A 26,124-nucleotide genomic window follows, 5' to 3' on the forward strand; every position below is an offset into this window, starting at 1 on the left:
CGGGCTCATAACCCGAAGGTCGTAGGTTCAAATCCTGCTCTCGCAACCACTTCTTATTTTACACCTTTTAAACTCCCTAGTATCAAAAATCAACTCAACTCCAAACTATATAAACCCTTTATTAAAACTTTTAAAAGCAATTTAATTAATTAGAGCTAATGTATATTAGAAACTAATTCAAAGTAACTTGGTAGCTCGTCGGGCTCAACTCTCAGTAAACAATGACGAAGGTCGTAGGTTCAAATCCTGCTCTCGCAACCACTTCTTATGAAAATCCCCCTAAAACTCATTACTTACTTATTAAATAATCCATCTAAAGCTATATTATTTTCATTTTAAATATTTAATTGAGAAATGCAGCAGCTTAGTAGCTCGTCGGGCTCAGCTCTCAGTAAACAATGGCGAAGGCCGTAGGTTCAAATCCTGCTCTGACAACCACTTCTTATTTAATACCTTTTAAACTCTCTATTATCAAAAATCAACTCAACTCCAAACTATATAAACCCTTTATTAAAACTTTCAAAAGCAATCTAATTAATTAGAGCTAATGTATATTAGAAACTAATTCAAAGTAACTTGGTAGCTCGTCGGGCTCAACTCTCAGTAAATAATAGCGAAAGCAGTAGGTTCAAATCCTGCTCTCGCAACCACTTCTTATTTATTACTTCCTTTATCTAAAGTCCCCATAACTTAATGTTATTTTCAGTCTTAAGCTTAATATATACAACAGCTTAGTAGCTCATCAAACACGACTCTCTATAAATAATGGGTCTATAGACCACCCCTTTCAACAATTTTGACTTCGTAAGCCAAAACCTTTTGGGACTTTAAAGAAAAATAATATCCAGTAAGGGTCGCACTCGGTTCCTGTAAACAATAGTAAAGACCTAAGATTCAATTATTACTCACCTCTATAACTAGTTAAGTAATTTCAATCGACCACAAAACATAATTAAATTAATAATGAAAATATAACAACAACTTTTCTTGCACCTAGGCTCTAAAAAAAATTATACTAATAATAACTATTATCATTACTATCAAAGTCTGAAGGTGTCATGAATATTAAAAAAACATTATTACTACTTTTATGTGTAACTAGCCTAAGTACGACCGCAGAAACTGTCTCGGTTAAACATAATTTAGGCATAACAACGATAGATCATATACCTGAGCGTGTGGTGGTAATCGGTGTAGGACCTTTAGATACCCTAGACTATTTTGGTATCCACCCTATTGCAGTGACCAAAGGAACAGCATTTCCACCTTATCTAGCGCAGTATGATAAAGATAATGTAGCGTCTTCAGGCTCATTATTTGAACCGGATTTCGAAGCTATTTATAATTTAAAGCCAGATTTAATTATCGTTGGACCACGCAGTGCACAATCTTACAAAGAGTTATCTGAGATCGCACCAACACTACTTTATGCTTTAGATGAAAAACAAACCTACTGGGAAAGTACACAAACTCAATGGAGAAACATTGGTAAACTCTTTGCTATATCACCAGCAGTAGAAAAAACCATTACACAACTTAGTACGCAAATTAGCGCTATTAAATCACATAATGAGCAACATAGAGTGGATGCCTTAACTATCATGGGCTCTGGAGGTAATATTTCAGCCTTTGGGGCGAAATCACGCTTTTCAGCTATTTACAAAGACTTTGGCTACCAAGAAACAGTCAAAAATATTAAGAATAGCCGCCATGGTGACTTAGTTTCTTATGAGTTCATTCGTGATGCACAACCGACTAACTTGTTTGTACTTGATAGAGATAAATTAGTAAATAAAGGTAAAAGTGAAACACGTGAACAATTTGAAAACGATTTAATCAAGGCAACTCCAGCTTACCAAAATAAACGCATGATATTTTTAGATATAAACGCATGGTACTTAACCGTAGGTGGAGTGACCGCGACTCAACAAATGATTAAAGATATTTCTCACTAATTCTATTCTCCTTGCCCGTCTCATTGATGGGCATTTTATTATCGGAACAAAACTGTGAAGTGGTTATTCTTTTCTCTGTGCTTATTAAGTTTAGGTTCACTTTTTGTCGGTGTGAGCCAGCTGTCTGTTATCTCTTTAATTGAACTAGATTCAGATGCCTGGGATCTGCTTATTACTAGTAGACTTCCTCGATTATTAGCTATTTTATTGGCAGGTGCGGGGCTAAGTATTGCGGGCTTAGTCATGCAACAAATCAGTCAAAATAAGTTTGCAGCCCCTTCTACTTCAGGCACGATTGAATGTGCAATGTTAGGCTATATGTTAAGCCTGTTACTATTTGGCAATGGCGATGCATTATGGCTAATTTTCTTAACCGCTATTATTGGTACCTTGGTCTTTGTTAAGTTAATACAATCAATTCAGTTTAAAAATGCCATTTTTGTGCCTTTAATTGGAATAATATTCGGTAATATTATTCAGTCATTGGTTACCTTTATTGCTTATAAGTTTGATGCCTTGCAAAATTTGTCAAACTGGAGCTTGGCCAACTTTTCTAATATTTTACAAGGCGACTTCGAGTTACTTTATATCGCCATTCCCTGCGCTATTATCACCTATCTATATGCCAACCAAATTTCTGCTGTAGGCATTGGCAAAAGCTTCGCCACCAATCTAGGTTTAAAGTACGGACAAATAGTCACGATCGGCGTCATTTTAGTCTCTATGATGGCCGCCACTGTAGTGATGATTGTCGGCGAGTTGCCTTTCCTAGGTTTAATCGTGCCTAATATTATTGCTTATTATCAAGGTGATAATTTAAAGAAAAATTTACCCAATACTGCTTTATTAGGGGCATGTGTGGTACTGGTTTGTGATTTAATCAGCCGAATTATTATTTTCCCTTACGAATTACCTGTGTCCATGTTTATCAGTATTATTGGCGGTTTAGTCTTTATTGTTTTACTGTTAAAGAGAGAAGCTAATGACAGATAAATCCAAAATATGCTTGCTCATCATTTTAATCGTTAGTTTTGCAGTGTTCTTGCTGGGTCATGGCCTAACAGCTGATAATTATCAATATTTTTTGTCTAAACGAACTCCTAAAATACTCGCGATGATCTTAGCGAGTATTGCCATTGCTTTATCTTCTTTTGCATTTCAAACCATAACCCATAATCGGATTTTAACTCCGAGTATCATGGGATTTGATGCCTTATATTTATTAATACAGGTCAGCATTGTTTTTATCACTGGTAGTTTAAGTGTGGTTGCACTCAATCCTTATATCAACTTTTCTATTTCAGCCTTTATTATGGTGAGCTTCTCTACCCTACTCTTCCACTTTTATTTTGGTTCTGGAAGGCGCAATATTATCGTACTGCTGTTGGTTGGGGTTGTACTCAGCCAGCTACTTTTTAATATCGCTAATATGTTAGTGATGATGTTAGACCCTAATGAGTATGCCGTTGTACAAGCTAATATGTTTGCTAGCTTTGGCACGGTATCGAAGCAATTAGTTTACCTTTGTATCCCAATTATTCTGTTAGCGGCAATAGCGCTATTTAAACATGCTAATGTGCTCGATGTGTTATGGCTAGAAAATGATAATGCCACCAGCTTAGGTGTAGATGTACCAATAGTCACCAAACGTGCTTTATTACTCAGTGCTTTATTAATTGCGGTGTCGACAGCATTAGTCGGCCCTGTTTTATTTTTAGGACTTTTAGTCACTAATTTGACTCGAGAATGGTTCACGACCTACCAACATAAAACGCTCTTTATAGGCTGTAGCTTAATCTCCATGTTAGCTTTACTCAGTGGTCAAGTCATTGTTGAACATGTCTTTGCATTACAAACGACTTTAAGTGTGGTTATTAACTTTATTGGCGGGCTTTATTTCTTAAGAATGTTACTCAAAAACCAAATTGTCTAAACATAGTAATAGGTAAGTAGGCACATGATAAAAGTAGAAAATATTAACAAACAATATGCCGGTAAACTGGTTGCCAGCAATATCAATGTCGCCTTTGAAAAAGGCAAAGTCACCTCCATTATTGGGCCTAATGGTGCGGGAAAAAGCACTTTATTATCTATCATGAGTCGCTTACTTGATAAGGATTCAGGCAGTGTTTATGTAGATGGAACTGAGTTAGAAAAATGGGCGACTAAAACCCTAGCGAAAAGACTGGCAGTGTTAAAACAGACTAATAACTTAAATATGCGCTTTACCGTTAAAGAGCTCATTTCATTTGGACGCTTTCCACATTCACAGGGTAAGTTAACAGACACCGACCGACAGGTAATACAACATGCAATTGAATATTTAGACTTACAAGTAATTCAAGATAAGTACCTTGATAACTTGAGTGGTGGACAAAAACAATTAGCATTTATTGCAATGGTAATGGCACAGGATACAGATTACGTTTTACTCGATGAACCTTTGAATAATTTAGATATCAAACACTCCCTACAGATCATGAAAAACATTCGTCGCCTAGCACATGATATGAATAAAGCCGTGGTGATTGTTATCCACGATATTAACTTTGCTTCCTGTTATTCCGATAACATCATCGCCATGAAAAATGGTGAAGTTGCCATTGCCGGTAGTGTGCAAGAAGTGATTCGAGCGCCGGTATTAGAAAGTATTTACGACACTCCTTTTAAAGTTGTGACCTTAGACAACCAAAATGTCTGTGTTTATTATTAATACCTAACTATTTTTTACTGATTCTGTTGGTGAATAACCGAACTGCTTTTTAAACGCATTAGTAAAGTTTGAAGGGTGGCGATAGCCTGCGTTATAAGCAACTTCGGTAATTGAAACAGCACCTCTTCCTAACTGCTGTTTCGCTATTTCCAAACGTCGACGACGAATATAACTATTAACGCTGCAGCCTAACGTGGCTTTAAATTTCCTTTGCAAGCTAGAAGCACTCATGGCAGATACTTCAGACAAGGTTTGTATTGAAATTGAATCGTTGATATGTGACTCAATATAGACCATTAGGGCATCTAACCGTTGGTCAAAATGGTTGTCGATATTTGATAGATTGGAACCTGCTTGAATTGTATTTTGGATATTGATGTTTTTTAGCTGTTCAAAAATAGTCATAAACAGGGTTAAGGTTAAACTTTCAACTTGCATTCTCTGCATAAAATTCGTTGGAGAACTTAAGCGAATCAGATCTTTACTCAAAGACAAGACCTGCTCATTCAACCGCAATTTAAAATAAGCTAAGTGTTGCGTTAAAAAGGCATAAAAAGATTCTTCTCGATCGCACCTGCTTTCTACCCACTCAATCGGTAAACTAATATTGAGTTTAGTAACATGATTATCTGCATATAATTGACGATGGAAACTAGCTGGTTTGCTGAGGTTAACTAACACTGCATTACAACTTGTATCTGCATCTAACTCAAAATTAAGTGAGTCATAACCAAACTCCAACTTACCTTCTAATAAAACAACAATTACTAACGATTTTTGTACAGTAGACAACACTTCAAAATCGATCAGTTCGTGTGTTTTTCCTCCCTGTAAAGTAAAACCATTATTAACATGATAAGAGATAAGTTGGCCTTCCGACAATGCTAAAGGCGGTGCTTTTTGTGAAGATGAGATATGACGAGAGTAGTGTTCAGAGATAACAGTTTGGTGATCCTGCTGTTCGAGACAACGTGTCCCACACCCTTTAAGGGTATATTTATTAGCCTCTTCCATGTGCGCTTTCCTCATAACATAATGGTTATTTTGCATAATTGATTAAGCTGTTCTGCCTCCATCAACTCCCCTATTATAAACGCGAATAACTATCATTACTAATTAATAATTTAAGGGAAGTAAATGGAATTCAAAGCGGTAAAAAATAAGGTTTGTGTAGCAGTATTACTTGGTTTAAGTACACAAGTTATTGCAGAAGATACACAAACAATGGATCAGATAGTGGTATGGGGAACCAGCGTATCAAGTAATTCAGAAAACTTAGGTGACCAAGATATTTCATTAAAGCAAGCGGATCATATGTCAGATCTTCTTCGTGATATTCCAGGGGTAGATGTAGGTGGAACGCATTCGTTAACACAGCGTATCAACGTACGTAGTTTAGGGGAAAGTGACTTAGATATTCGTTTGGATGGTGCATCTCAACATGCGAATATGTTTCATCATATTGGTAACTTAACATTAAATCCCGATATTCTTAAATCTGTTGATATTGAGGTAGGTAATAACTCTGTTACTCAATCAGGTTTAGGTGGCACAGTGCTTTTTGAAACTAAAGACGGTAAAGATCTATTACGTAATGGAGAGCAAGTTGGTGCTCGGGTTTATGGTGGTTACGCAAGCAATGATAACCAACAAGGTTCTTTAACGGTATACGGTATGTTAAGCGATAAAGTTGACGCAATGATTTACGGTAATATAGTCGACCGCAATAATTTTGAAGATGGTGATGGCACTGAAACCTACGGTTCAGCAGGTAAAGTATCTAATATCTTATTTAAAGTGGGTTATGAACCTTCTGCTCAGCATCGTTTTGAATTGAGCTATGACATGTATCGAGATAGTGGCGACTACAATCCCCGTCCAGATATGTCTGGTGATGCGAACTTAGGGTTAAGTGGTGACTTATTGATCCCTACCGATTATGACCGTGACACAATTACCGCTTCCTATCAATTAAAAGGTCAAAAACACACCGGTAAAGCAAATGTTTACATCAGTACCACTGAAATTACACGTGACGAAACAGTAATGGAAGGAGTATGGCCAACTAACCGTGTTTCAGTTAATACCGCTAAAAACCAAAATATAGGGATAAATACCCTATTTGAATCTAACCTAGTGGTAGGCAGTTTTGATAACCAACTCAATTATGGTGTCGATTTTGTGCACCAAAACAGCAGTAGCACTTATGGTGATACCGACTATATGGATGAAAATGCTATCTCTAGCGCCATTTTCATTGAAGACCGCTTCTACTTTACCGATAACTTCTCTGTGACAGCCGGTCTCCGTTACGATAATTTCCGTCGTGATGCCGAAACCAGCGATAAAACATTTGATGATATTACTTGGGCTTTAGGCGTTGATTGGGATGTAACAGAGTCCGTCAGTTTATTTGCCAGTGCTCGAAGTCTGTTTAAAGGCCCAGAATTACTTGAAACCTTTATACAGTATCAAGACGTTGCCTATTTGGATGATGATATAAAAGCAGAAACAGGTTTAAACAGTGAAGTGGGAATACGTTACTCAGAATTCTTTGGTGAGCACTCAGTCAGCGCTAGCGCCACTGTCTTTCAGACTAATATTGATGATTACATTACAGAAACCTATCAAGATGATGGCTCGTACTTAATCGAAAATATTGGAGATGCGGAAATAAAAGGCTTTGAGTTAAGTACCAGTTATGGGTACGACGCTTTCTTTACCAAGTTATCTTACTCACGTTCAGATTCAGACAACACAACGACAGGTGGCCCACTTCTTGATGCCAATGGTCGTAGTATGGATATCGGCGATAGTATCTCATTATCATTAGATTACGAACTATCATCGATCAATTTATTAGTAGGCTGGACATCAAACTTTGTATTAGAAGAAGATAATGTTGAAGATGATAGCGCGGTTAAAGAAGCTTACAACACACATGATCTATACGCACAATGGAAGCCATCAAGTATCGAAGGACTACAATTAACCTTTGGCATTGATAACGTAACAGATGAATTATACACCTCTCATGCATCCAGAACTGGATCAGCTCGTGGTTACACATTAGATGATTATGAACCAGGCCGTAACTTTAAACTATCAGCCGCTTATCAATTCTAATTTATTTTTTATTACCCATGTTGAGGGCCTAACGGCTCTCTTTTTTATACTGGAAGCCAAACAATGCATTATAGTAAAACATTAATAAAATCAGAAAATGCCGCTCGTTACTTGCAAACCCTATGTCGACACTTTTCAAGAAAAGTGCCAGCAGAATGGAATGAGCAAACAGGTAAAGTTAACTTTGCAATGGGCAACTGTGAACTAACTAACTTAACAGAAAGTAATGAATTAGCTGTTATTTGTAGCGCTGATTCATTGGCTAAATTAACCACAGTTCAACGTATTTTAGAACAACATGTAACCATGCTATCCAGAAGAGAAACGATCCATATTGTTTGGATAGAAGGCTGATAATATATGCTTCTTCCACACTCTGAAGAAGCATGACTGTGCTGTTCATTAACAAATAACATTCGTAGCACCAACCAATCGCTCTAGTTTCTTAGCATAAGATTTAGATCTCACCTTTACTAACGGTAATCTTGTTTAAGTTTCCATACTCTTTTGAATATCTTCTTTACAATCCAACACGATATCAGTGAACGCATCAATGATTGCGCTCTCCTCATTACGCCTATATTGTAATTGTAAAGGAATGGCCGTTTGCACTTTTATCAAGGGAATAAAGTGGCAAGCATCACTATATAATTTACGTACGCAAAATGGGGCAATGGCTACCCCTAACCCTGCCGCTACTTCTGTCACTAAGGTTTGCATATGGCGTGGTTGACTCACAATACTAGGAGAAAACCCGGCTTGCTTGCATTGCATAATGGTTTCGTCAAATAAACCAAGAGCTTCATCACGATTAAAAATAATAAAAGATTCGTTTTTTAATTCAGCTAAAGCAATATTTTTCTGGTTCGACAGAGGATGATCCTGATTGACTATAGCGACTAATTTATCAACGTAAATAGAGTGAGTAACAAAGTCTTGTGCAATCCCACTTGGTAAAGGACGTGAAAAAGCAATGTCTATTCGTCCTGTTTGCAACGCATCAATTTGCTCCGTTGCAGTCATCTCCAATAAAACTACATTTACTGCTGGGTATTGCTGTTTATAACGGCGTACCAATTTCGCCATAAAGGTGAAACAGGCAGAGCTAAGGTGAGCAATATGCAGCGTCCCAATTTGTCCATTATTAGCACGTTTCACCTGTGATTTAGCTTGCTCTGTCATCGCTAAAATAGCAGTTGCATCTACTAATAACTGTTTTCCTACTTCGGTAATATTTACCTCTCTGGAAGTTCGTTTAAATAAATTGACGCTTAACTCATCTTCTAAAGCCGCTATCTGGCGACTTATCGCTGGTTGGACTGTATTTAACTCGCGTGCAGCTTCAGAAAAACTTTTATGCTTAGCCACCACAACAAAACTTTTTAAGGATTTAATATCCATCGTGAGGATCCTTATTTAAACAACTCCACCAATACCATTATTGTATAGATTCAATAAAATAATAACATTTTTGTTATAACCAATGTTCTTTTATGCTTCGCCTATGTTCATAGTCTGAGAGTCGAAAATGCCAACAAACACCACTAGCCCATCTTTAAGTCGCTTTATTTTATTATTAATGACCACTGCGATTGCTGCCACAGCGGCGAATCTTTATTATAACCAGCCAATTTTGCCTTTAATTGCACAAGAGTTTGAACTTACTAGTGGTCAATTAGGTAGCATTCCAGCGTTAACTCAATTCGGTTACGCTTTTGCATTATTGTTTATTTCACCATTAGGCGATGCCATAGCAAGACGTCGTTTAATCGCTTGCTTATCTAGTCTACTGGTTGCTTCCTCTTTACTCGCGGTATTTTCCCCTAATCTCATACTATTATTAATTGCTGTATTTTTAATTGGGGTAAGCGCTAATATTACACAACAACTAATTCCCTTTGCCGCCTCCATGGTCTCGCCAGAAAACAAAGGCGCAACTTTAAGTACTTTAATGGTGGGATTAACATTAGGTATTTTATTATCAAGAACCTTAAGTGGTTTTGTTGGTGAACAATTTGGCTGGCGTGCTGTATTTATTATGTCGGCTGGGCTATCTGCTGTGTTTGGGCTGCTATTATTTAGCTTTTTACCACTCAATAAACCACACAGTAATCTAGGTTATTGGGCATTAATTAAGAGTACTTTAAGCTTATTTATTAAACATAAGTCATTACAAAAATACACTTTTTCAGGTGCCTGTTGGTTTGCCTCTTTTAATGTGCTGTGGGCTACTTTAGCTATCCATGTCAGCGATGCCCCTTTTAACTATAATGCCCAACAAGCAGGATTATTTGGTGTCATAGCCTTGGCCGGCGTCATTGGTGCTAAATTAGCCGGCAGATGGATCAATAAACTTGGCTCTAAAAATGTAGTAATGGTTGCTTTAGTCTTGATTGCATTGGGCTTTGTTATTACAGGTTTATTCGCGGGTAATCTTATCGCCTTAATTGTCGGTATCATCTTAATTGATTTCGGTATTTTTAGTGCACAAGTAGCAAACCAAGTACGAGTATTTAGTATCGACCCGAATGCACAAAGTCGTATCAACGGTATCTATATGCTCGGTTATTACCTAGGTGGCGCGATAGGTTCAGTGGTTGGATTAAAAGCCTTTGCGTTATATCAATGGCCTGGAGTGATTTCGGTGAGTTTACTGTTTTTATTAGGCAGCGGATGTTTTAATGCATTGGCTAAAAGAACCTAATCATTAAAATCGATGCACTATAATGCATCGATTTCGTGATTTATACACTAGCCCTGCCTTGCTTTAAAGCGCGGGTTAGTTTTGCAAATAACGTAAGATTTCCCCTTCCTTCTCACAATCTGACAGTCAGGGTGGCGTGTTTTAGCACTTTTTAATGAACTCAATACTTTCATCTTGCCCCCTAAGACTTTAATTTACCAAAGCGATTATTAAACTTAGCAACGCGACCGTCATGTGCAACAACAGTCTGTTTACCAGTGTAATAAGGATGAGATTCGCTTGACACCTCAATCGCGTAATAAGGGTACGTCTGTCCATCTATCTCGACGGTTTTACTAGGTTGTAGAGTGGAACCGACGATAAAGTACTTATCCACAGATGTGTCGTGAAAAGCCACTTTTTGGTATTTAGGGTGAATATTCTCTTTCATAAAAAGCCTCTAATTAAATTAAAATGTTATAACATAGCAATTTAATTTAGAGCGGCGGCTTTTGCAAGATATTTTTGATAATAGTTATCACTAGTCAATTTTAAATTATTTAAAATACTTCTGTTCAAAAGAATAAAAATGAATGATAAAAGGAGGAGATAGCCACGATCAGCGTGGCTATGAATAGTTAAAGAAGATCAATTAAATAACTTTATCAATAGAAAGTGTTGCCATATACCCTTCCCAACCACCAAACTCTGTAATATCTTTTGCTGATTCAATAGCATAACCTTCACAGATAAAACTAGTTACCCAGCTTCCATCGGCGAGTTGAATTTTACCTAGTCCTAGTGGTTGAGGGATGCCTGTTAAAAAACTACCCACAGTACTTTCTGGTAAACGCCATACTTCAACGTCAATGGCTGCACCTTGCTCTGCTACTCTGATTAAACCAGGACGAAATGGAGGCCCCCCCGCTAACGCATAAAAACGATAATCGGCCGAGGTCTTAGTGCTTTTTACTAGATACGCCCCACGCTCAGTCAATTGATGGTTGAGTGGAAAACCAGTGAGGTGTGCACCACATACCGCTATATCAACCTGTCCCTCTTTTGCTTCTGAGCTTAATGTTTGCTCAACATCACTGAGTTTATGTGCTGTCGCACCTAAAGTGAAATTGGTTGTTTTTTGCCATTGAGCACCGACACTTAATAACAAGCGGTCACTAAAAGCAGGGCCAAACAGCGTAATACCAAATGGTAAACCTGAAGACAATAACCCAGCAGGTAACGCAATTGCGGCATAGTCTAACAGGTTCATAAAGTTGGTGTAATAACCTAGATTTGAATTAAGTTGAATTGGGTCTGCTTCAACCTCTTTTATGCGGTAAGCAGTGCCTGCCGTAGGGGTTAATACGCAATCTAATTCCGATAAAATAGCGTCACACTGTACTTTAAATGCTTGTAAACGATACATTGCTTTAAAAGTATCTACTGCTGAATGTGCCGTTGCACCGCCCACGATAGTTTGTATCACTGGTAAACACTGTGTTGGATCCGCTTTAAAAAACGCTTCAATCGCAGCATAACGTTCAGCCACCCAAGGTCCTTCATAGAGTAATCTCGCCGCATCTAAAAATGGTTGGAAATTGATAATAATAATCTCTGCACCAGCCTCTTTTAAACGCTCAACACTGGTTTCAAATAACATTTGAGCACCATAGTCACCAAAAAAATTCAACTGTGATGCTTCAGGTATTCCAACTTTTAAACCAGTCAGTGTTCTATTTGTATCATAATGCTCTGCACTGTTGGTTAGTAAATTATCACGTGAATAACAATCATCAGCATCTAACTCTGATGCTATATCTAACACCAGATTCACTTCACTGGTACTGTTAGCAAAAATAGTCACACAATCTAAGCTTTTACAGGCTGGCACCACACCAGTACAACTAATTAATCCCTTAGTTGCCTTCATACCCACAATGTTATTTAATGCGGCTGGTACACGACCGGAGCCCGCTGTATCAGTGCCTAAAGAAAAGCTAACCTGCCCAGTTGCAACGGCAACTGCACTACCAGAGCTTGAGCCTCCAGAAACATAGTCAGGATCAAAGCTATTATTCACTGCTCCCCAAGGACTGCGCACACCCACTAAACCCGTTGCAAACTGATCAAGGTTAGTTTTACCTAGTGGGATAGCTCCCGCTTCAATCAATAGTTTTACAACACTTGATGACTCAGTAGGTTGAAATGAATAGGCTTCACAAGCAGCGGTAGTGGGTAACATAGCAAAATCGATATTATCTTTAGCTGCAAATGGCACTCCATATAATGGCAACTCATCGATAGATTTAGACTCAAGTACCGTTAACATCTGATCAAGTTGTTCTTCAGAAATGGTGCAGATCCAAACATTACTGGTATCGTTTTTTGCCTGTACTAACTTTTCTTTTAAGAATGTTTTAACGTTTAACTCACCACTACGGTAAGCCGCTTTTAACAGGTCTATATTCATATTTTGTTGTAGCATTAACTTGTCCATTATAGTTTCTCCAAAATCATTAAGCGTTGCCCTGCATGTACTTGTGCACCCTCTTTTTGTACAATATTCATGACCTTACCATCGGCAGGCGCAACCACTTCTATCTCCATTTTCATTGCTTCTAAAATTAACAGGGTTTGTCCTGCTTTGACTGTTTCACCAAGTTTTACTAATACCTGCCAGATATTGCCAGCTACATGGCTGTCTACTCCACGTTGCTGCTCGGTTAATGTGGCAATATCGGTTTCGATTTGTGTCATCTCTTTTGCCACGAAATTAGCTTGTCCGGTCTCCTGCCAACGTTGACGTTCCGCTTCAAAAGCTTGTTGTTGCTTTTCTTTGAAGGTCACAATCGATTCTTGATCTGCACTTAATTGTGCTTGGTATTCAGCAAGGCTAAAGGTGGTCTCTTGGATTTTTAAGGGGTAATCACCGCGTGGGAAATCTTTACGGATTTGCGTTAATTCTTCACTACTCACAGGGTAAAAACGGATCTGGTCAAAAAAGCGTAATAGCCACGGTTTTTTGAACTCTTCTGTTTGGCGGTAACGATTCCACATTTGTAATGTGCGTCCCACAAACTGATAACCACCAGGACCTTCCATACCATAAACACATAAGTAAGCACCACCGATACCCACGGCATTTTCTGGCGTCCAAGTTCTTGCTGGGTTGTATTTTGTAGTCACTAAACGATGACGAGGGTCTAAGGGAGTTGCTACCGGAGCGCCTAAATAGACATCTCCTAACCCCATCACAAGATAACTGGCATTGAATACAATGTCTTTCACTTGTTCAACGGACTCAAGGCCATTAATACGACGAATAAACTCGATATTATCAGGGCACCAAGGTGCATCTTTGCGCACTAATTCATCGTATTTTTTAATCGCTAAACGTGTCGCATAATCATCCCAAGAAAGTGGGATATTAACGATTCGTGATGGCACTGAAAGTTGACTATCATCACCTAAGCTCTGTTCAGCATCTACAACGATGTCGAGTAACTGTTTAAGTGGTAATTGTAAATTATCGTAATGAATTTGCAGCGATCGGATACCCGGAGTTAACTCTTGCATGCCTTGTAGTTTCAGACTTTGCAATTTCAACATTAATGCATGCACGCGAAAACGTAATGCAACATCTAATACCTGTTGCCCATATTCCACTAATAGGTAGTCTTCACCACTGGCACGAAATACCACTTGTTCATTTAATGCCGTTTTATCAAGTTGTTTAATAATCGCACTTTCTGGTAAAACAGTTGGTAATTTTTGTGCTAGATATTGCCCTTGTTCGATTGCCGCTAATTGTGCTAGTTCAAACTGTTGTGCATCTTCGATAGAGACGGCTTGGAAGCGAATGGTTGCACCAGCTTTCAGCTGACCAACTTTCCATAAATCTGCTTTAATGATGGTGACCGGGCAAACAAACCCACCTAAGCTTGGGCCATCTGGTCCTAAAATCACCGGCATATCACCAGTAAAGTCTATGGTACCAACTGCATAAGCGTTATCGTGGATATTCGATGGGTGTAACCCAGCTTCCCCACCATCATTACGAGCCCATTTTGGTTTTGGTCCCATTAAACGGACACCTGTACGGCTTGAGTTAAAATGCACTTTCCATGTAGCATTAAAAAATGCGTCGATATCTTCTGGCTGGAAAAAGTCAGGCGCGCCATGAGGACCGTAAATAACACGAATAGTCCAGTCATCGCTGATTTCAGGTAATTGAGCAGTTAGGTTATTTTCCACAGGTGCAGTTTGAGCTAAATCTTCAATATGTAATACGTCGCCAGTTCGGATAGCTCGCCCTGCATGACCGCCAAATTGCCCCAAGGTAAAGGTCGATTTACTACCTAAATAATCAGGGCATTGAATACCACCTTGCACAGCTAAGTAACTACGAGCACCAGCACCTTGAATATTACCTAAAGTCAGCGTTTGACCGGCTTGTACTGTAATGATTTTACCAACTTTGATGCTCTCTTGGTCCAACTCAGCTTGAATAGTTGCCCCTGTCAGAATAAATCGCGTCGCACTATTAAACTTTAATGTAGGACCACTGACGGTAATCTCTAATCCTGCATCACTTTTTTCGTTTCCTAATAAAGTATTACCTAAGCAAAAACTCATGCTATCCATTGGGCCTGATGGCGGTACCCCGACATCCCAATAGCCTTTACGTCCGGGATAATCTTGAATAGTGGTTTGCGTGCCTCCAGCTAAAACATCAATAGAGCAAGGTAAGTAGGTAAACTGATTTAAGGTTTGTGTTAATAACTCGCCCGCTTCAACAATATCGTTATTTAATAGCTGCAATAAATAGTCTTTGTTACTTTCAATACCGTACACTTGGCTGTCGGATAATGCTTGTTTCAAACCATTTAATGCAAGAGAGCGGTTTTCACTATGACAAATCACTTTAGCTAGCATAGGGTCAAAGAATGGTGATACTTCTACCCCACTTTCTAGCCAATGATCAATACGTAACTGCCCTTGTTCAACTTCTGTAGCCCATTTTACATGGCTGATTAAACCGGCACTTGGTTGGAAATCTTTATTCGCATCTTCTGCATAAAGACGTACTTGAATTGCATGACCATTAACAGCTAAGTTACTGCCCAACTCTACCACTGGAGGTAAGGTATTAGCCGCTAAGCTAACCATCCAATTCACTAAGTCAACACCGTACACCATTTCCGTGACACCGTGCTCTACTTGTAAACGAGTGTTTACTTCTAAGAAGTAAAATTGCTGTGCTTGCTGGTCAAATACAAACTCTACAGTACCTGCACTACGATAGTTCACCATCGCTGCTAGACGTGTCGCTGTTTGATGGAGTTCGCTACGCAGCTGTTCACTTAAATTCGGTGCAGGGCTTTCTTCAATCACCTTTTGGTTACGACGTTGTGCCGAACAATCACGCTCACCTAGTGCGATTGCGCCGCCTTTACCATCACCAAAAATTTGCACTTCAATATGACGTGCTTGCACAATAAACTTTTCTAAAAACAACGCACTATTGCTGAAGTTATTTTCACTTAACCTTTTAACTGAGTCGTAAGCTTGGCTTAGCTCTTCAGCACTATTGCAGCGTTGCATGCCAATACCGCCACCACCAGCAGTACTTTTTAACATCACTGGGTAACCAATTACATCAGCACGTTGCAATGCTTCTTCTACACTGTTTAATAAATCACTACCCGGCAATAATGGAACGTTTGCTTGTTCTGCTAATTCACGTGCTCGGTGCTTTAGACCAAACTGCAACATCTGTTCAGCAGTTGGTCCTAAAAACACCAGTCCATTGGCTTCACAGGCAGCAACAAAATCTACATTTTCACTTAAAAAACCATACCCAGGATGAATAGCCTGTGCACCACATTGTTTAGCAATGTTGATCACTTTATCCATATCAAGATAGGTTTGCTTAGCATTGCCTTCCCCTAAGGAGAATGCATGGTCAGCTTGTGAAACATGAAGGCTATCAGCATCTGCTTGACTATAGATAGATACACTTTCGATCCCCATGGCAGTGAGTGTTCTAATAATACGGCAAGCGATAGCACCACGATTGGCAATTAATACTTTAGTAAACATAATAGTGACCTTTTACAGGTCGGGTCGTCCCGAATTAATACTGAGAAATTAGTAACAAGGTCGTCCTTGTATTCTCATTGATTGTATTGAATCAATTTGTGCGTAACCTTTAGTCCCACACCAACATTTCTACAGGAGTTGGATTGTAAGCATTACATGGATTATTTAACTGAGGGCAGTTAGATAATAATACGATCACGTCCATTGCAGCTTTCATTTCAACATACTTACCAGCACCACTGATACCATCTTCAAAGGTTAGCCCGCCCTCTTTGGTTACAGGTACATTCATGAAGAAGTTAATGTTATGGGTAATATCTCGCTTGCTTAAACCATATTGTGGGTTCTCAGCAACCGCTAATAACCAACTATCACGACAAGCATGCATGCACTTTTTCTCTAGCGAGTAACGTACGGTATTACTTTCCGTTGCACATGCACCGCCTAATGTATCGTGACGACCACAGGTATCAGCAGTAATTTCTAGCAGAGTATTACCATCGTTCGATAGTAGTTTGGTACCCGCTGTGAGGTATACATTCCCTTGCTCGCGAATCGTATCCATTGCGCTGTAACGCTCACTTGGATCCTTAGCATTATAAAATAAGGTATCAGCGGCTTGGTTTCCTTCTAAATCTAAAATACGTAAGGTTTGTCCTGCTTTCACTACTTTCATGTAGTAATCACCGGCAGGAACTGTATCGCGACGTACCGCTTGTTCAGCTTGTAGTGGACTTTCAGCGATCATAATTATGCTCCTACAGTGTGTGTGTGAGTGTGTTGGCACTGATAACGACGGTTATTTTCAAATCCACGTGTATTTTCTCCACATAGATTTGCACAAAGGTCATCATCGGCAATAGGCGCAGCTTTACTGACTGATAATAAAACAGGTAAATTTGGGTATTTATTACTTGGATTCATAGGATGCGGACAAGTTGAAATAACCACCAAAGTATCAATTTCAAAACGCAATCCAACACTATCACCTGCTTTACTGTGCTGTTCAACAAAATTTAAGTCGCCTTGGTCATCGGTAGTCACTTTGCTAAAAATATTAATATTGGCAGCAAGGTCGCGTTTTCCTAATCCATATTTAGCAACTTCTACTAACAAACTATCATAGCCATTTTGTAACCAGTTATTGTGGTCACCTTGATAATCACGTACGCCCCACTTATCTAACACTTTTTGCTTGTTAGCCACGCCCCCAACACTATCAATCCACCCCGTATCATCACTAACAATAGAACAGAAGATTCTTCCCATATCAGAATATAAACAGTGGCCCTGTGTCAGTTTAAAGGTGTGCTGCCCTTTTAATGTATCTGGCGCGTTATAACGTTCTAATAAATTATTTGGGTTATAAAACAACATGGATGCGTTTGCACCACCCTCCAAGTCAGTAACGGTCAATAAATGCCCTGCTGGCACAACGAGTGACCAGTGACTTGCACCGGGTATATGCTCTTCATAAATCGCATCTGCAACGCGACTTTGTGGTTGTTGATTTTGTTGCATTTTATTCTCCTAAACAGTTTTTTCCGTAACTGTATTTTTAACTAAATGTTGCAGTGATGAAGGGACTGCTTGCCCGGTTTCCAGCAAGATATCATAGACGATTTGAGCTCCGAATCGCTCGGGAGCTTGGGGATCAATACGTGGTTTATCTAATACCCAAACACGAGAGCCTAGGCTAAAACCTTCTGATAAATCATGCGTGATCATAAATACGGTTAAGCCACGCTTTTTCCAAAGATCACGAATTAATTCGTGCATATCTTTACGAATACCAGGATCTAAAGCACCAAAAGGTTCATCTAATAATAGGATACGTGGTTCTTTAATTAAGGCTTGTGCAATGGCTAGACGTTGCTGCATACCGCCGGACATTTCGTTAGGATAACGTTGCGCTGCATGGCCTAACCCAACCGCCGTTAGCATTTCTAATGCCGCTGCTTTTAGTTTATTACGTTTATTTTTTGAAAAGACTTTGCCTAGTAATGGAGAAGCCGCAAACTCCCCTCCTAACATGACATTTTCTAGTGCATTGAGGTGTGGAAAAGCAGAGTACTTTTGAAACACTATGCCACGTGTTTCATTAGGCTCAGCGGGCATCGTTTCACCATCTAACAAAATATTGCCACGGCTTGGTGTTTCAGTTCCTAACAACATATTTAATAAAGTTGTTTTACCGCAGCCTGATGCGCCAACAATACTTACAAATTCACCGGCTTTTACACTTAAATCTACCTTCTCTAAAACCACTGTAGAACCATATTCTTTCCACACTTGTTTCATTTCAATAATGTTATTTTTCATTAATCATTTCCTCGCTTACCGTGGTACCAAGGGAAAGCACGTTGAGAAAGCAACCGTAATAGTGCATCCATCACAAAGGCTAATACCGCAATCCACAACACATAAGGTAGAATGACATCCATCGCAAGGTATCGACGAATCAAAAAGATGCGATAACCTAACCCTTCTGTTGCTGCAATCGCTTCACCTGCAATTAAAAATAACCAAGCACTACCTAAAGTTAAACGCACAGCATCTAATAAAGCAGGCAATACTTGTGGCAACACCACTCTAACCATGATTTGCCAGCTATTTGCACCTAGCGTCTGAGCCTTCAATAATTGTTCTGAAGGTAATGACTCTGTACGTAACTGTAAATCTCGAATTAGAATCGGACAGATTCCAATGATAATTAACATCACTTTTGATAGTTCACCTAAACCAAATACAATAAATAATACTGGTAGAATAGCCATCGGCGGGATTAATGAGATAGCAGTGATCAGGGGAGAGAATGTGGCACGCATAATCGGTAGCATGCCATTTACAACACCAATCACTAAGCCGATCAATGCACTTATACCAACGCCTAGCAATAAACGCTGTAAACTTGCACCAGTATCAACCCATAACAGATATTCACCAGTTCGTTTACTCGGTTCAAAGGCCATACGGTGTATTGCATCATAAAAGCTAGACCAGGCAGGTAGCAACTTGTCACTTGGGTTTTCTAATAGACGTGCATCAGATGCCATCGTATAAGCAATTATCAAGATAACAAACGGTAACAGCGTTAATAAGAATCGTGTGGTACGACTTGGTTTGCTATTCATTAATCTCATAATGATCAGCCTTATAGTTTGTTATCAATAGCCATTTGCATGAAGCTTGGGTCAAAACGTAACTTAATATTACTTTTATCACCGTAAACCCCTGTTGGTGTTTCTATACCGATGAATTTAGCATCAGCTGCGCCTTCGCCTAATAAACCATGTTCAAAAGAAAATTCAGCAACTTTATCCATAGTACTTAACAGTGCAGGGCTATTGTTAAACTCAACGGCATCTTTTGCATCATAAAACATTTTAGTTGACGCTAATTGAGCATCGTAGCCGGCTAAATCAGTGCCTGAAGCATCAGCCATTGCGCTGCGAGCCATAGTTGCTTTTGCATCATCGCCTTGCATGGTTTGCATTATTTCGTACCATGCTCCGGTTAATGCTTTACCTAGTTTAGGGTTATCAGCTAACACATCTGAGTTAACCACTAATAGGTCAATGATCTCACCAGGGATCTGTGAAGAATCAAACACTTTATTAGTATCTGGCATCGCAGTTATTTCACTTAATAATGGATTCCAAGTTGTGACGGCAGTAACATCATCAGTAGTAAATGCAGCGACTAAATCGGCATCAGAAGTATTAACAACACGTACATCACGCTCTGTTAGTGAAACAGTTTGTAAAGCACGGGTAAGGAGATAGTGAGAAACACTTAATTCAACCAAGTTGACGTTTTGGCCTTTGATATCAGCTAAGTTATCAGTGCCTTTTAAAACAACCGCATCATTACCATTAGAGAAATCTCCGATAATAAGTGAAGTTGAATCAACACCACTGGCAGCTGGAATGGTTAGAGCATCCATGTTAGTCATTACAGTTGCATCAAATTGACCCGCTGTGTACTGATTAATTGACTCAACATAGTCATTGATTTGAACAATATCGATTTTAATATCGTATTTATCAGCCCATTTTTTAACAATGCCTGAAGTCGCACCATAATCCCATGGCATCCACCCTACATAGATGGTCCAAGCTAACCGGAATTCTGATTTAGTTTCTGCGAAGGCAGTGGAAGGGGTAACAATTAAGGCACTACATAATGTGCTAACGGTAAGTACTTTAGTGATTGATTTACGTAGGTATTTAGTTAATTCCATTTCTTTTCTCCTTAGTTACACATTTAAAAGCATGAGAGACATTGTTGCGTCTTCTCCCGGGCTTTTATCCCTCCGTGTAACCTTAGAAAAAAGGTCGACAACTCTCGGACCAGTCACTGCGAACAGCCGGAACCCTAGATGTCTATTTTTATATTGTATATCGGCAACACTTACAACTGCGGCCAATGTCTCTCATACGAGCAATTTAACAATCTAATAGAAGCAATCACTATGCCAAAAACAAAAAACCTTTATTTTCAATTGTTAATAAAAATTAGATTAAAATATTTTTGAGAAATGCACCAGAAAAAAACAATAATTGCACCATTAAGAAACAAAAAGTTGGGTGATTCGATAGTAATTAGGATAAAAAGTAGAATATAAAAAATAATGAGAATGATTATATTCATCAATTATTAATAAAATATTATAAACATAAGCGATTAATAAGGGTTATCTATGAGATGTAAGTATAAATAATAATAACTATTAGTTAATATATACCTCTAAAGATATCATTTCATTCATATCAATACTCAAATGGAAGCAGCGTTTTGAATAAACAAAGACATGTGGTTATTGTTGACGACCAATCAACAGGCAGAATTATTCTAAAAAAAATAATTTTACAAATCGCAGATGACATTACAGTCATTGATTTTGCAGATCCTAACGAAGCGTTAAAATGGTTAACAACGCACCCTGTGGATCTTATTATTACTGACTATAAAATGCCCGACTTAAATGGCATTGAGTTTATTCAAAAAGTACGGGAATTAAGTCATGGTCAACATGTCCCCATCATGATGATTACCGTTGTGAGTGAAAAAGCAATTCGCTATGAAGCTCTAGAGGCAGGTGTTACTGCATTTTTAACGCGTCCTATCGACCAGATTGAGTGCCGTACCACTTGTAGAAATTTACTTAAACTACACCAACAACATGTAATTATTCAAAATAGAGCTGATTGGCTTTCACAACAAGTTGAGCTTGCCACTGAGCAAATTCTGCAACGAGAAAAAGAAACTATTTTAAAGCTAGCTAAAGCAGGTGAATACCGTGATGAAGAAACCGGTAATCACGTTATTAGAATGGCTAAATATTCAAAAGAAATTGCCTGTGAAATGGGTTTAACGGAAGCAGAATGCAGTGATTTAGAGCATGCGGCACAGATGCATGATATAGGTAAGATAGGTATTCCAGATAATATACTACTCAAACCGGGTAAGTTTGAACCTGATGAATGGGCGACCATGCAGACTCATGCAACTATTGGGTTTGAAATATTATCAGGCAGTGAATCAAAATATATGCAAATGGGGGCTATCATTGCACTTAATCACCATGAACGTTTTGATGGCACGGGCTACCCAAATAAATTGGCAGGCAAAGATATCCCTCTAATTGCTCGCATCGTTTCTGTGGCGGATGTATTTGATGCATTAATTTCAGTGAGACCTTATAAAAAAGCATGGCCTATCCAAGATGCTATAAACTTTATTACGGCTAATTCAGGATCTCAGTTTGACCCAAAGTGCGTTGACGCTTTTATTCGACGCCTTCCAACGATCTTAAAAATACAAAGTGAGTATCCTGATATTTAACTAATACTAATCACACTATTTAACTGATCTATTTAGCTTGTTAAAATAACTTACTTTTTGTTACGCAAAAGTTAGATCACTTATTTGCTTTAACATAATCAATAATACAGGCTATATCTATTAATGAACGTCTTTTGTAAAAGAATCTATGCTGTAAAGAAGTACCTAAGGAAACATAACGACCCTGAAATAGAACAAGCACTAGTACGTGTGTTTATTGAGCTATCATTGAGTGTTTATATTTTAACTTCTTGGAATTCAAATCAAAATTTTATTGATGTTTTAATGTCTCCAGAAAATGTAGTTATATTATCAACAACTTTACTAGCAATAATAACTTTCATTTTAATCATAATGAACCCCAAAATTAGCCCATCTAGGAGAGTTTTTGGTATATTTTTAGATCTTATACCTTTATCTATTCTAATGGGAATAGCAGGCAATCAAGCTGTATATTTGTTTGTATTTTATCTATGGGTCATTTTAGGGAATGGTTTTAGATTCGGGGTAAATTATTTATATACTTCACTCATAATAGGATTAATAAGCTTTATAACAACTATTTTTTTGAGTGAGTATTGGAAAAATAACTTAAATATTTCAATAAGTTTATTACTTATAATCACATTAATTCCATTATATTCAATTTTTTTAATTAATAAATTATATTCAGCAATCAATATGGCTGAAAAAGCGAACCAGGCTAAAAGTCGATTTTTAGCTAATATGTCACATGAGTTAAGAACGCCTTTAAATGGGGTATTAGGGATTGGTGATTTATTAAGAGAAACTAAACTAGAAGATGAGCAACGCAACTTAGTCAACACGATGCAAAGCTCAGCAAAAATATTACTCAATTTAATAGAAAAAGTACTCGATATATCTAAAATTGAAGCGGGAAAAATAACTATTACTGAAAGTAATTTTGAACTTTATTCTGTTATTAATTCTGTTATGGCTACGCAAAAGTTAATTGCCAAAGCAAAGTCACTCGAGATCAAGTCTTCCATCGCGAGCAATATCCCCTACCTATTAAAAGGAGACCAACAATATCTCCGCCAAGTACTTGTTAACTTAATTGGTAATGCCATTAAATTTACCGATCAAGGAACAATTACCCTTAATATTGAAACGGTAACAAGAGCTGAGCAGTCCACCACACTAAGATTTGAGATTATTGATACCGGTATAGGAATTAATAAAAGTGCGTTAAATAGTGTTTTTAATGACTTTACACAAGTTGGAGAAACAAACAACCGTCATATTGGTGGTTCAGGATTGGGTACGACCATTTCAAAAGAATTGGTTGAATTAATGGGAGGTGAAATTGGTGTTAGCAGTGAGTTAGGTAAAGGATCAACTTTTTGGTTTGAACTCCCTTTTAATTTCACTCCAAATCCTTTAAAGAAAATAAATAGTAGTAATTTATTAATCTTAGCGACGCCTGAAACTCAACAAACCATACAACCGTTTTTAAATACTTGGAATATAAAAGCGACCTTTACTCAATCAGCAGATGAAAGTCTGACACTCTTATCGCAAAGCTTAACTCGAAAAAAACCTTATAAAACCATTATCATTGATAGTTTGAGTTTATCTGCGTTGACATCACTAGAGCAATTTTTAGATCGTGTAAAGGCTGAAACAGATGCGATAAACTTTTCTATTATTCTACTAAACCCACCTTCACAGGACTTAACATCCAGTGCAATTAAAAACAGAGTGACTAGAATAATAGTAAATTTAAAGGATAACAGAGAACTGTTTAATGCTTTCTATTTTTGTCTACAAAAGAAAGCTCATCAGGAGACTAATATTGTATCTTTTAATGAATTTTATGCTGCTCAAGAAGATGCTAAGCAATTAACTATTTTGGTAGCAGAAGACAATAAAGTGAACCAACAAGTTATTGCTGGCATATTAAAACGAGCAGGGCATGCCGTTATCCTTGTTGATGATGGAGAGCAAGCTTTAGATGTTATTACCAAGAGATTTGATGAAATAGACCTATTCATTGCTGATAAAAACATGCCTAAATGCTCTGGTGATGAGGCAATCAAAGCATTGCAATTTATAGATACCAATAACCGATTACCTGTCATCATGCTAACTGCAGATGCAACAACAGACGCAAGAAAATTGGCGCTTAGCTTAGGAGTGAAGGAGTTTTTAACAAAACCAGTCGACTCTCATGACCTATTAAAAAAAATAGCCGTTTTATCTCAATCTATTCAACCGAAAACCCGAGGAATATCCTCAGTCATTGGACTTAAAACAGGTAATGTAAAAAGCATTTCCCCTTCTTCAGGAGCTCCCTGTCAAAAAGAGACTGAAAACCAATGGTGTAATTTAGATACTCTTACTGAATTATTTGCTTTAGATGATGATCAGCAGTTTATGCGTCAACTCGTTGTTGCTTTTACCACAGATGCCAACAAACACATTCAACATCTAAAAACAGCTAGCATTGATGATTACCTTCAATTAAGAGAATCATTACATGCACTTAAAGGGGCCGCAGCTGAATTGGGAGCTAACACGTTATCGGAAATGTGTGTAAAAGGGGAATCCTATAAACCCAGTGATCTTAATAGCCAAAGACTGACTCTATTAGTTAAGGAAATAGAATTCACCTATGATAAAACTGTAGAAACGTTGAATACTATTTTAATTAACGCTTCTACAGAACATACATAAATCTTAGTTCAGATTAAGCTTGGTTTGCGGTTTGGCGCATCACTAATTTATCCATCATTCGTAGATCTTTATCATTTATATTTAATGCTGAGTCTACCCATATTTTAGTGATCTCAATTAGTTCCTGATAAGTAATAGGATTGTATATATCTTTAACTTTTCTTATAGCTTGATAACTATTCGACTTTCTATCTGCAGAATTAATGTAGCGATAAACTTCCATCTCGCCTTCTCCTTTTTTTGCTAAAATATCAACAATGCCAAGCTCGAATAATTCTTCAGCAGAGTATAGCTTTCCGCTTAATATAATTTCTTCTGCTTTAACTTGCCCAATTTTTCGGCTTAATAAAGTATAAGCACCCATACCTGGAAATAAATTAAAAAGTACCTCAGGCAAACCCATTTTGACTCCTTCTTCCGCAATTAAAAGGTTACTTGATAAGGCTGCTTCAAACCCTCCCCCTAATGCATCTCCTTGCACTAATGCAATAGTAGTTAACTCTGATTCAAGGTGTACGATATTATTATAAAGAACATCAATACATTTAATTGCGTAACTTAATAAACTATCTTTATCTTTATTTTGAATCAACATCTGAAATACAGCCAAATCTCCACCTAAATTAAAAATTCCTTCAATATCTGAGCTAAGAACTAAATAGTTGTATTTTTGTTGTAGGCTAGCTTTCATTTCTGATTTAACAGAATTTTGATATTTATTTATTTCTTCTAATAAATGTGCAGTAAAACATGGTCGAGGGCTTGCGTGCATGTAATACCATCCTGCTTTGTATTTCGCATCATAATATACTGATAGTTGAGAGTACTGATGTTCTGCAGAAGGTTTCTTAGTAACTGATTGTAATTTAGTAACGCGTGCTAAGTTATTCATTATGTATATTTCCTTTAAGTTTTTTTAAATCAATTTAAGAGCTCGCTTAAATCGAACATTCATCTGAATTGATAAATGTACTTAAAGTGTACCAATATAAATCTCACTT

At 37.9% G+C, this 26,124-nt stretch carries 21 protein-coding genes and 1 riboswitch; of the genes, 9 read left to right on the forward strand and 12 right to left on the reverse strand.

Translation table 11 applies throughout. From position 1 onward, the window contains the following. Positions 1–1,058 precede the first annotated feature (1,058 nt). The 4 genes from OW492_RS09045 to OW492_RS09060 are packed head-to-tail and all read left to right on the forward strand — an operon-like array spanning position 1,059 to position 4,668. Positions 1,059–1,955 (forward strand): siderophore ABC transporter substrate-binding protein, encoded by an 897-nt coding sequence (locus OW492_RS09045; protein WP_290039631.1) that lies wholly within the window; start codon positions 1,059–1,061, stop codon positions 1,953–1,955. Positions 1,956–2,009: 54 nt separating this feature from the next. Beyond that, positions 2,010–2,948, forward strand: coding sequence for an iron chelate uptake ABC transporter family permease subunit (locus tag OW492_RS09050; protein ID WP_290039632.1), 939 nt, complete (start codon positions 2,010–2,012; stop codon positions 2,946–2,948). Beyond that, complete coding sequence (locus tag OW492_RS09055) at positions 2,938–3,888, forward strand: iron chelate uptake ABC transporter family permease subunit (protein ID WP_290039633.1); 951 nt, start codon at positions 2,938–2,940, stop codon at positions 3,886–3,888. The genes OW492_RS09050 and OW492_RS09055 overlap by 11 nt, the downstream gene beginning before the upstream one ends. Positions 3,889–3,912: 24 nt before the next feature. Beyond that, positions 3,913–4,668, forward strand: a complete 756-nt coding sequence (locus tag OW492_RS09060) for an ATP-binding cassette domain-containing protein (RefSeq protein ID WP_290039634.1) — start codon at positions 3,913–3,915, stop codon at positions 4,666–4,668. 3 nt (positions 4,669–4,671) lie between these two features. Here OW492_RS09060 and OW492_RS09065 read toward each other — a convergent pair whose 3' ends face one another. Next, a complete protein-coding gene (locus OW492_RS09065) occupies positions 4,672–5,682 on the reverse strand; it encodes an AraC family transcriptional regulator (protein ID WP_290039635.1) in 1,011 nt (336 codons plus the stop codon). Between the two features lie 123 nt (positions 5,683–5,805). On the opposite strand from OW492_RS09065, the gene OW492_RS09070 reads away from it, so the two are divergent. Both OW492_RS09070 and OW492_RS09075 read left to right on the forward strand, forming a co-directional pair. Then, positions 5,806–7,794, forward strand: coding sequence for a TonB-dependent siderophore receptor (locus tag OW492_RS09070; protein ID WP_290039636.1), 1,989 nt, complete (start codon positions 5,806–5,808; stop codon positions 7,792–7,794). Between the two features lie 63 nt (positions 7,795–7,857). After that, positions 7,858–8,148: a DUF2218 domain-containing protein gene (locus tag OW492_RS09075; RefSeq protein ID WP_290039637.1), complete on the forward strand. Its 291-nt coding sequence runs from the start codon at positions 7,858–7,860 to the stop codon at positions 8,146–8,148. Positions 8,149–8,283: 135 nt separating this feature from the next. On the opposite strand, the gene OW492_RS09080 is transcribed toward OW492_RS09075, so the two are convergent. Beyond that, the gene (locus OW492_RS09080; RefSeq protein ID WP_290039638.1) at positions 8,284–9,195 is read right to left on the reverse strand and encodes a LysR family transcriptional regulator; all 912 of its coding nucleotides are present in this window, start codon (positions 9,193–9,195) and stop codon (positions 8,284–8,286) included. Positions 9,196–9,322: 127 nt separating this feature from the next. Between OW492_RS09080 and OW492_RS09085 the strand changes: the two genes are divergently transcribed. After that, positions 9,323–10,498, forward strand: coding sequence for an MFS transporter (locus tag OW492_RS09085; protein ID WP_290039639.1), 1,176 nt, complete (start codon positions 9,323–9,325; stop codon positions 10,496–10,498). Positions 10,499–10,545: 47 nt separating this feature from the next. Here the strand turns inward: OW492_RS09085 and ykgO are convergent, their stop codons facing one another. The 9 genes from ykgO to OW492_RS09130 all read right to left on the reverse strand — a co-directional run bounded on the left by ykgO (position 10,546) and on the right by OW492_RS09130 (position 20,822). After that, positions 10,546–10,671, reverse strand: coding sequence for a type B 50S ribosomal protein L36 (gene ykgO / locus OW492_RS09090; RefSeq protein ID WP_113819944.1), 126 nt, complete (start codon positions 10,669–10,671; stop codon positions 10,546–10,548). Between the two features lie 8 nt (positions 10,672–10,679). Beyond that, positions 10,680–10,928 carry a type B 50S ribosomal protein L31 gene (locus tag OW492_RS09095; RefSeq protein ID WP_290039640.1) on the reverse strand — a complete coding sequence of 83 codons (249 nt, stop codon included), beginning with the start codon at positions 10,926–10,928 and terminating at the stop codon, positions 10,680–10,682. Positions 10,929–11,129: 201 nt separating this feature from the next. Further along, a complete protein-coding gene (atzF, locus tag OW492_RS09100) occupies positions 11,130–12,974 on the reverse strand; it encodes an allophanate hydrolase (protein ID WP_290039641.1) in 1,845 nt (614 codons plus the stop codon). Continuing rightward, positions 12,974–16,579, reverse strand: coding sequence for an urea carboxylase (gene uca / locus OW492_RS09105; RefSeq protein WP_290039642.1), 3,606 nt, complete (start codon positions 16,577–16,579; stop codon positions 12,974–12,976). The genes atzF and uca overlap by 1 nt, the downstream gene beginning before the upstream one ends. Positions 16,580–16,688: 109 nt before the next feature. Beyond that, positions 16,689–17,327 carry an urea amidolyase associated protein UAAP2 gene (locus OW492_RS09110; protein ID WP_290039643.1) on the reverse strand — a complete coding sequence of 213 codons (639 nt, stop codon included), beginning with the start codon at positions 17,325–17,327 and terminating at the stop codon, positions 16,689–16,691. Positions 17,328–17,329: 2 nt separating this feature from the next. Beyond that, positions 17,330–18,100, reverse strand: coding sequence for an urea amidolyase associated protein UAAP1 (locus OW492_RS09115; RefSeq protein ID WP_290039644.1), 771 nt, complete (start codon positions 18,098–18,100; stop codon positions 17,330–17,332). 9 nt (positions 18,101–18,109) lie between these two features. Then, the gene (locus OW492_RS09120; RefSeq protein WP_290039645.1) at positions 18,110–18,901 is read right to left on the reverse strand and encodes an ABC transporter ATP-binding protein; all 792 of its coding nucleotides are present in this window, start codon (positions 18,899–18,901) and stop codon (positions 18,110–18,112) included. Next, entirely contained in the window at positions 18,901–19,713 is an 813-nt protein-coding gene (locus OW492_RS09125; protein WP_290039646.1) for an ABC transporter permease, read from the reverse strand. Before OW492_RS09125 ends, OW492_RS09120 begins: the two co-directional genes overlap by 1 nt. A gap of 20 nt (positions 19,714–19,733) precedes the next feature. Further along, positions 19,734–20,822, reverse strand: a complete 1,089-nt coding sequence (locus OW492_RS09130; RefSeq protein WP_290039647.1) for a putative urea ABC transporter substrate-binding protein — start codon at positions 20,820–20,822, stop codon at positions 19,734–19,736. A 51-nt stretch (positions 20,823–20,873) separates the two neighbouring features. After that, positions 20,874–20,971: riboswitch (guanidine-I (ykkC/yxkD leader) on the reverse strand. Between the two features lie 405 nt (positions 20,972–21,376). Between OW492_RS09130 and OW492_RS09135 the strand changes: the two genes are divergently transcribed. Together OW492_RS09135 and OW492_RS09140 are read left to right on the forward strand one after the other, a co-directional pair. Further along, positions 21,377–22,426, forward strand: coding sequence for an HD domain-containing phosphohydrolase (locus OW492_RS09135; protein ID WP_290039648.1), 1,050 nt, complete (start codon positions 21,377–21,379; stop codon positions 22,424–22,426). A gap of 123 nt (positions 22,427–22,549) precedes the next feature. Further along, positions 22,550–25,123 carry a hybrid sensor histidine kinase/response regulator gene (locus tag OW492_RS09140; RefSeq protein ID WP_290039649.1) on the forward strand — a complete coding sequence of 858 codons (2,574 nt, stop codon included), beginning with the start codon at positions 22,550–22,552 and terminating at the stop codon, positions 25,121–25,123. Between the two features lie 13 nt (positions 25,124–25,136). Here the strand turns inward: OW492_RS09140 and OW492_RS09145 are convergent, their stop codons facing one another. Beyond that, positions 25,137–26,015, reverse strand: a complete 879-nt coding sequence (locus OW492_RS09145) for a crotonase/enoyl-CoA hydratase family protein (protein ID WP_290039650.1) — start codon at positions 26,013–26,015, stop codon at positions 25,137–25,139. Positions 26,016–26,124 lie beyond the last annotated feature (109 nt).

The organism is Psychromonas sp. 14N.309.X.WAT.B.A12, from assembly GCF_030397575.1.
In the GTDB taxonomy this organism is placed as follows: domain Bacteria; phylum Pseudomonadota; class Gammaproteobacteria; order Enterobacterales; family Psychromonadaceae; genus Psychromonas.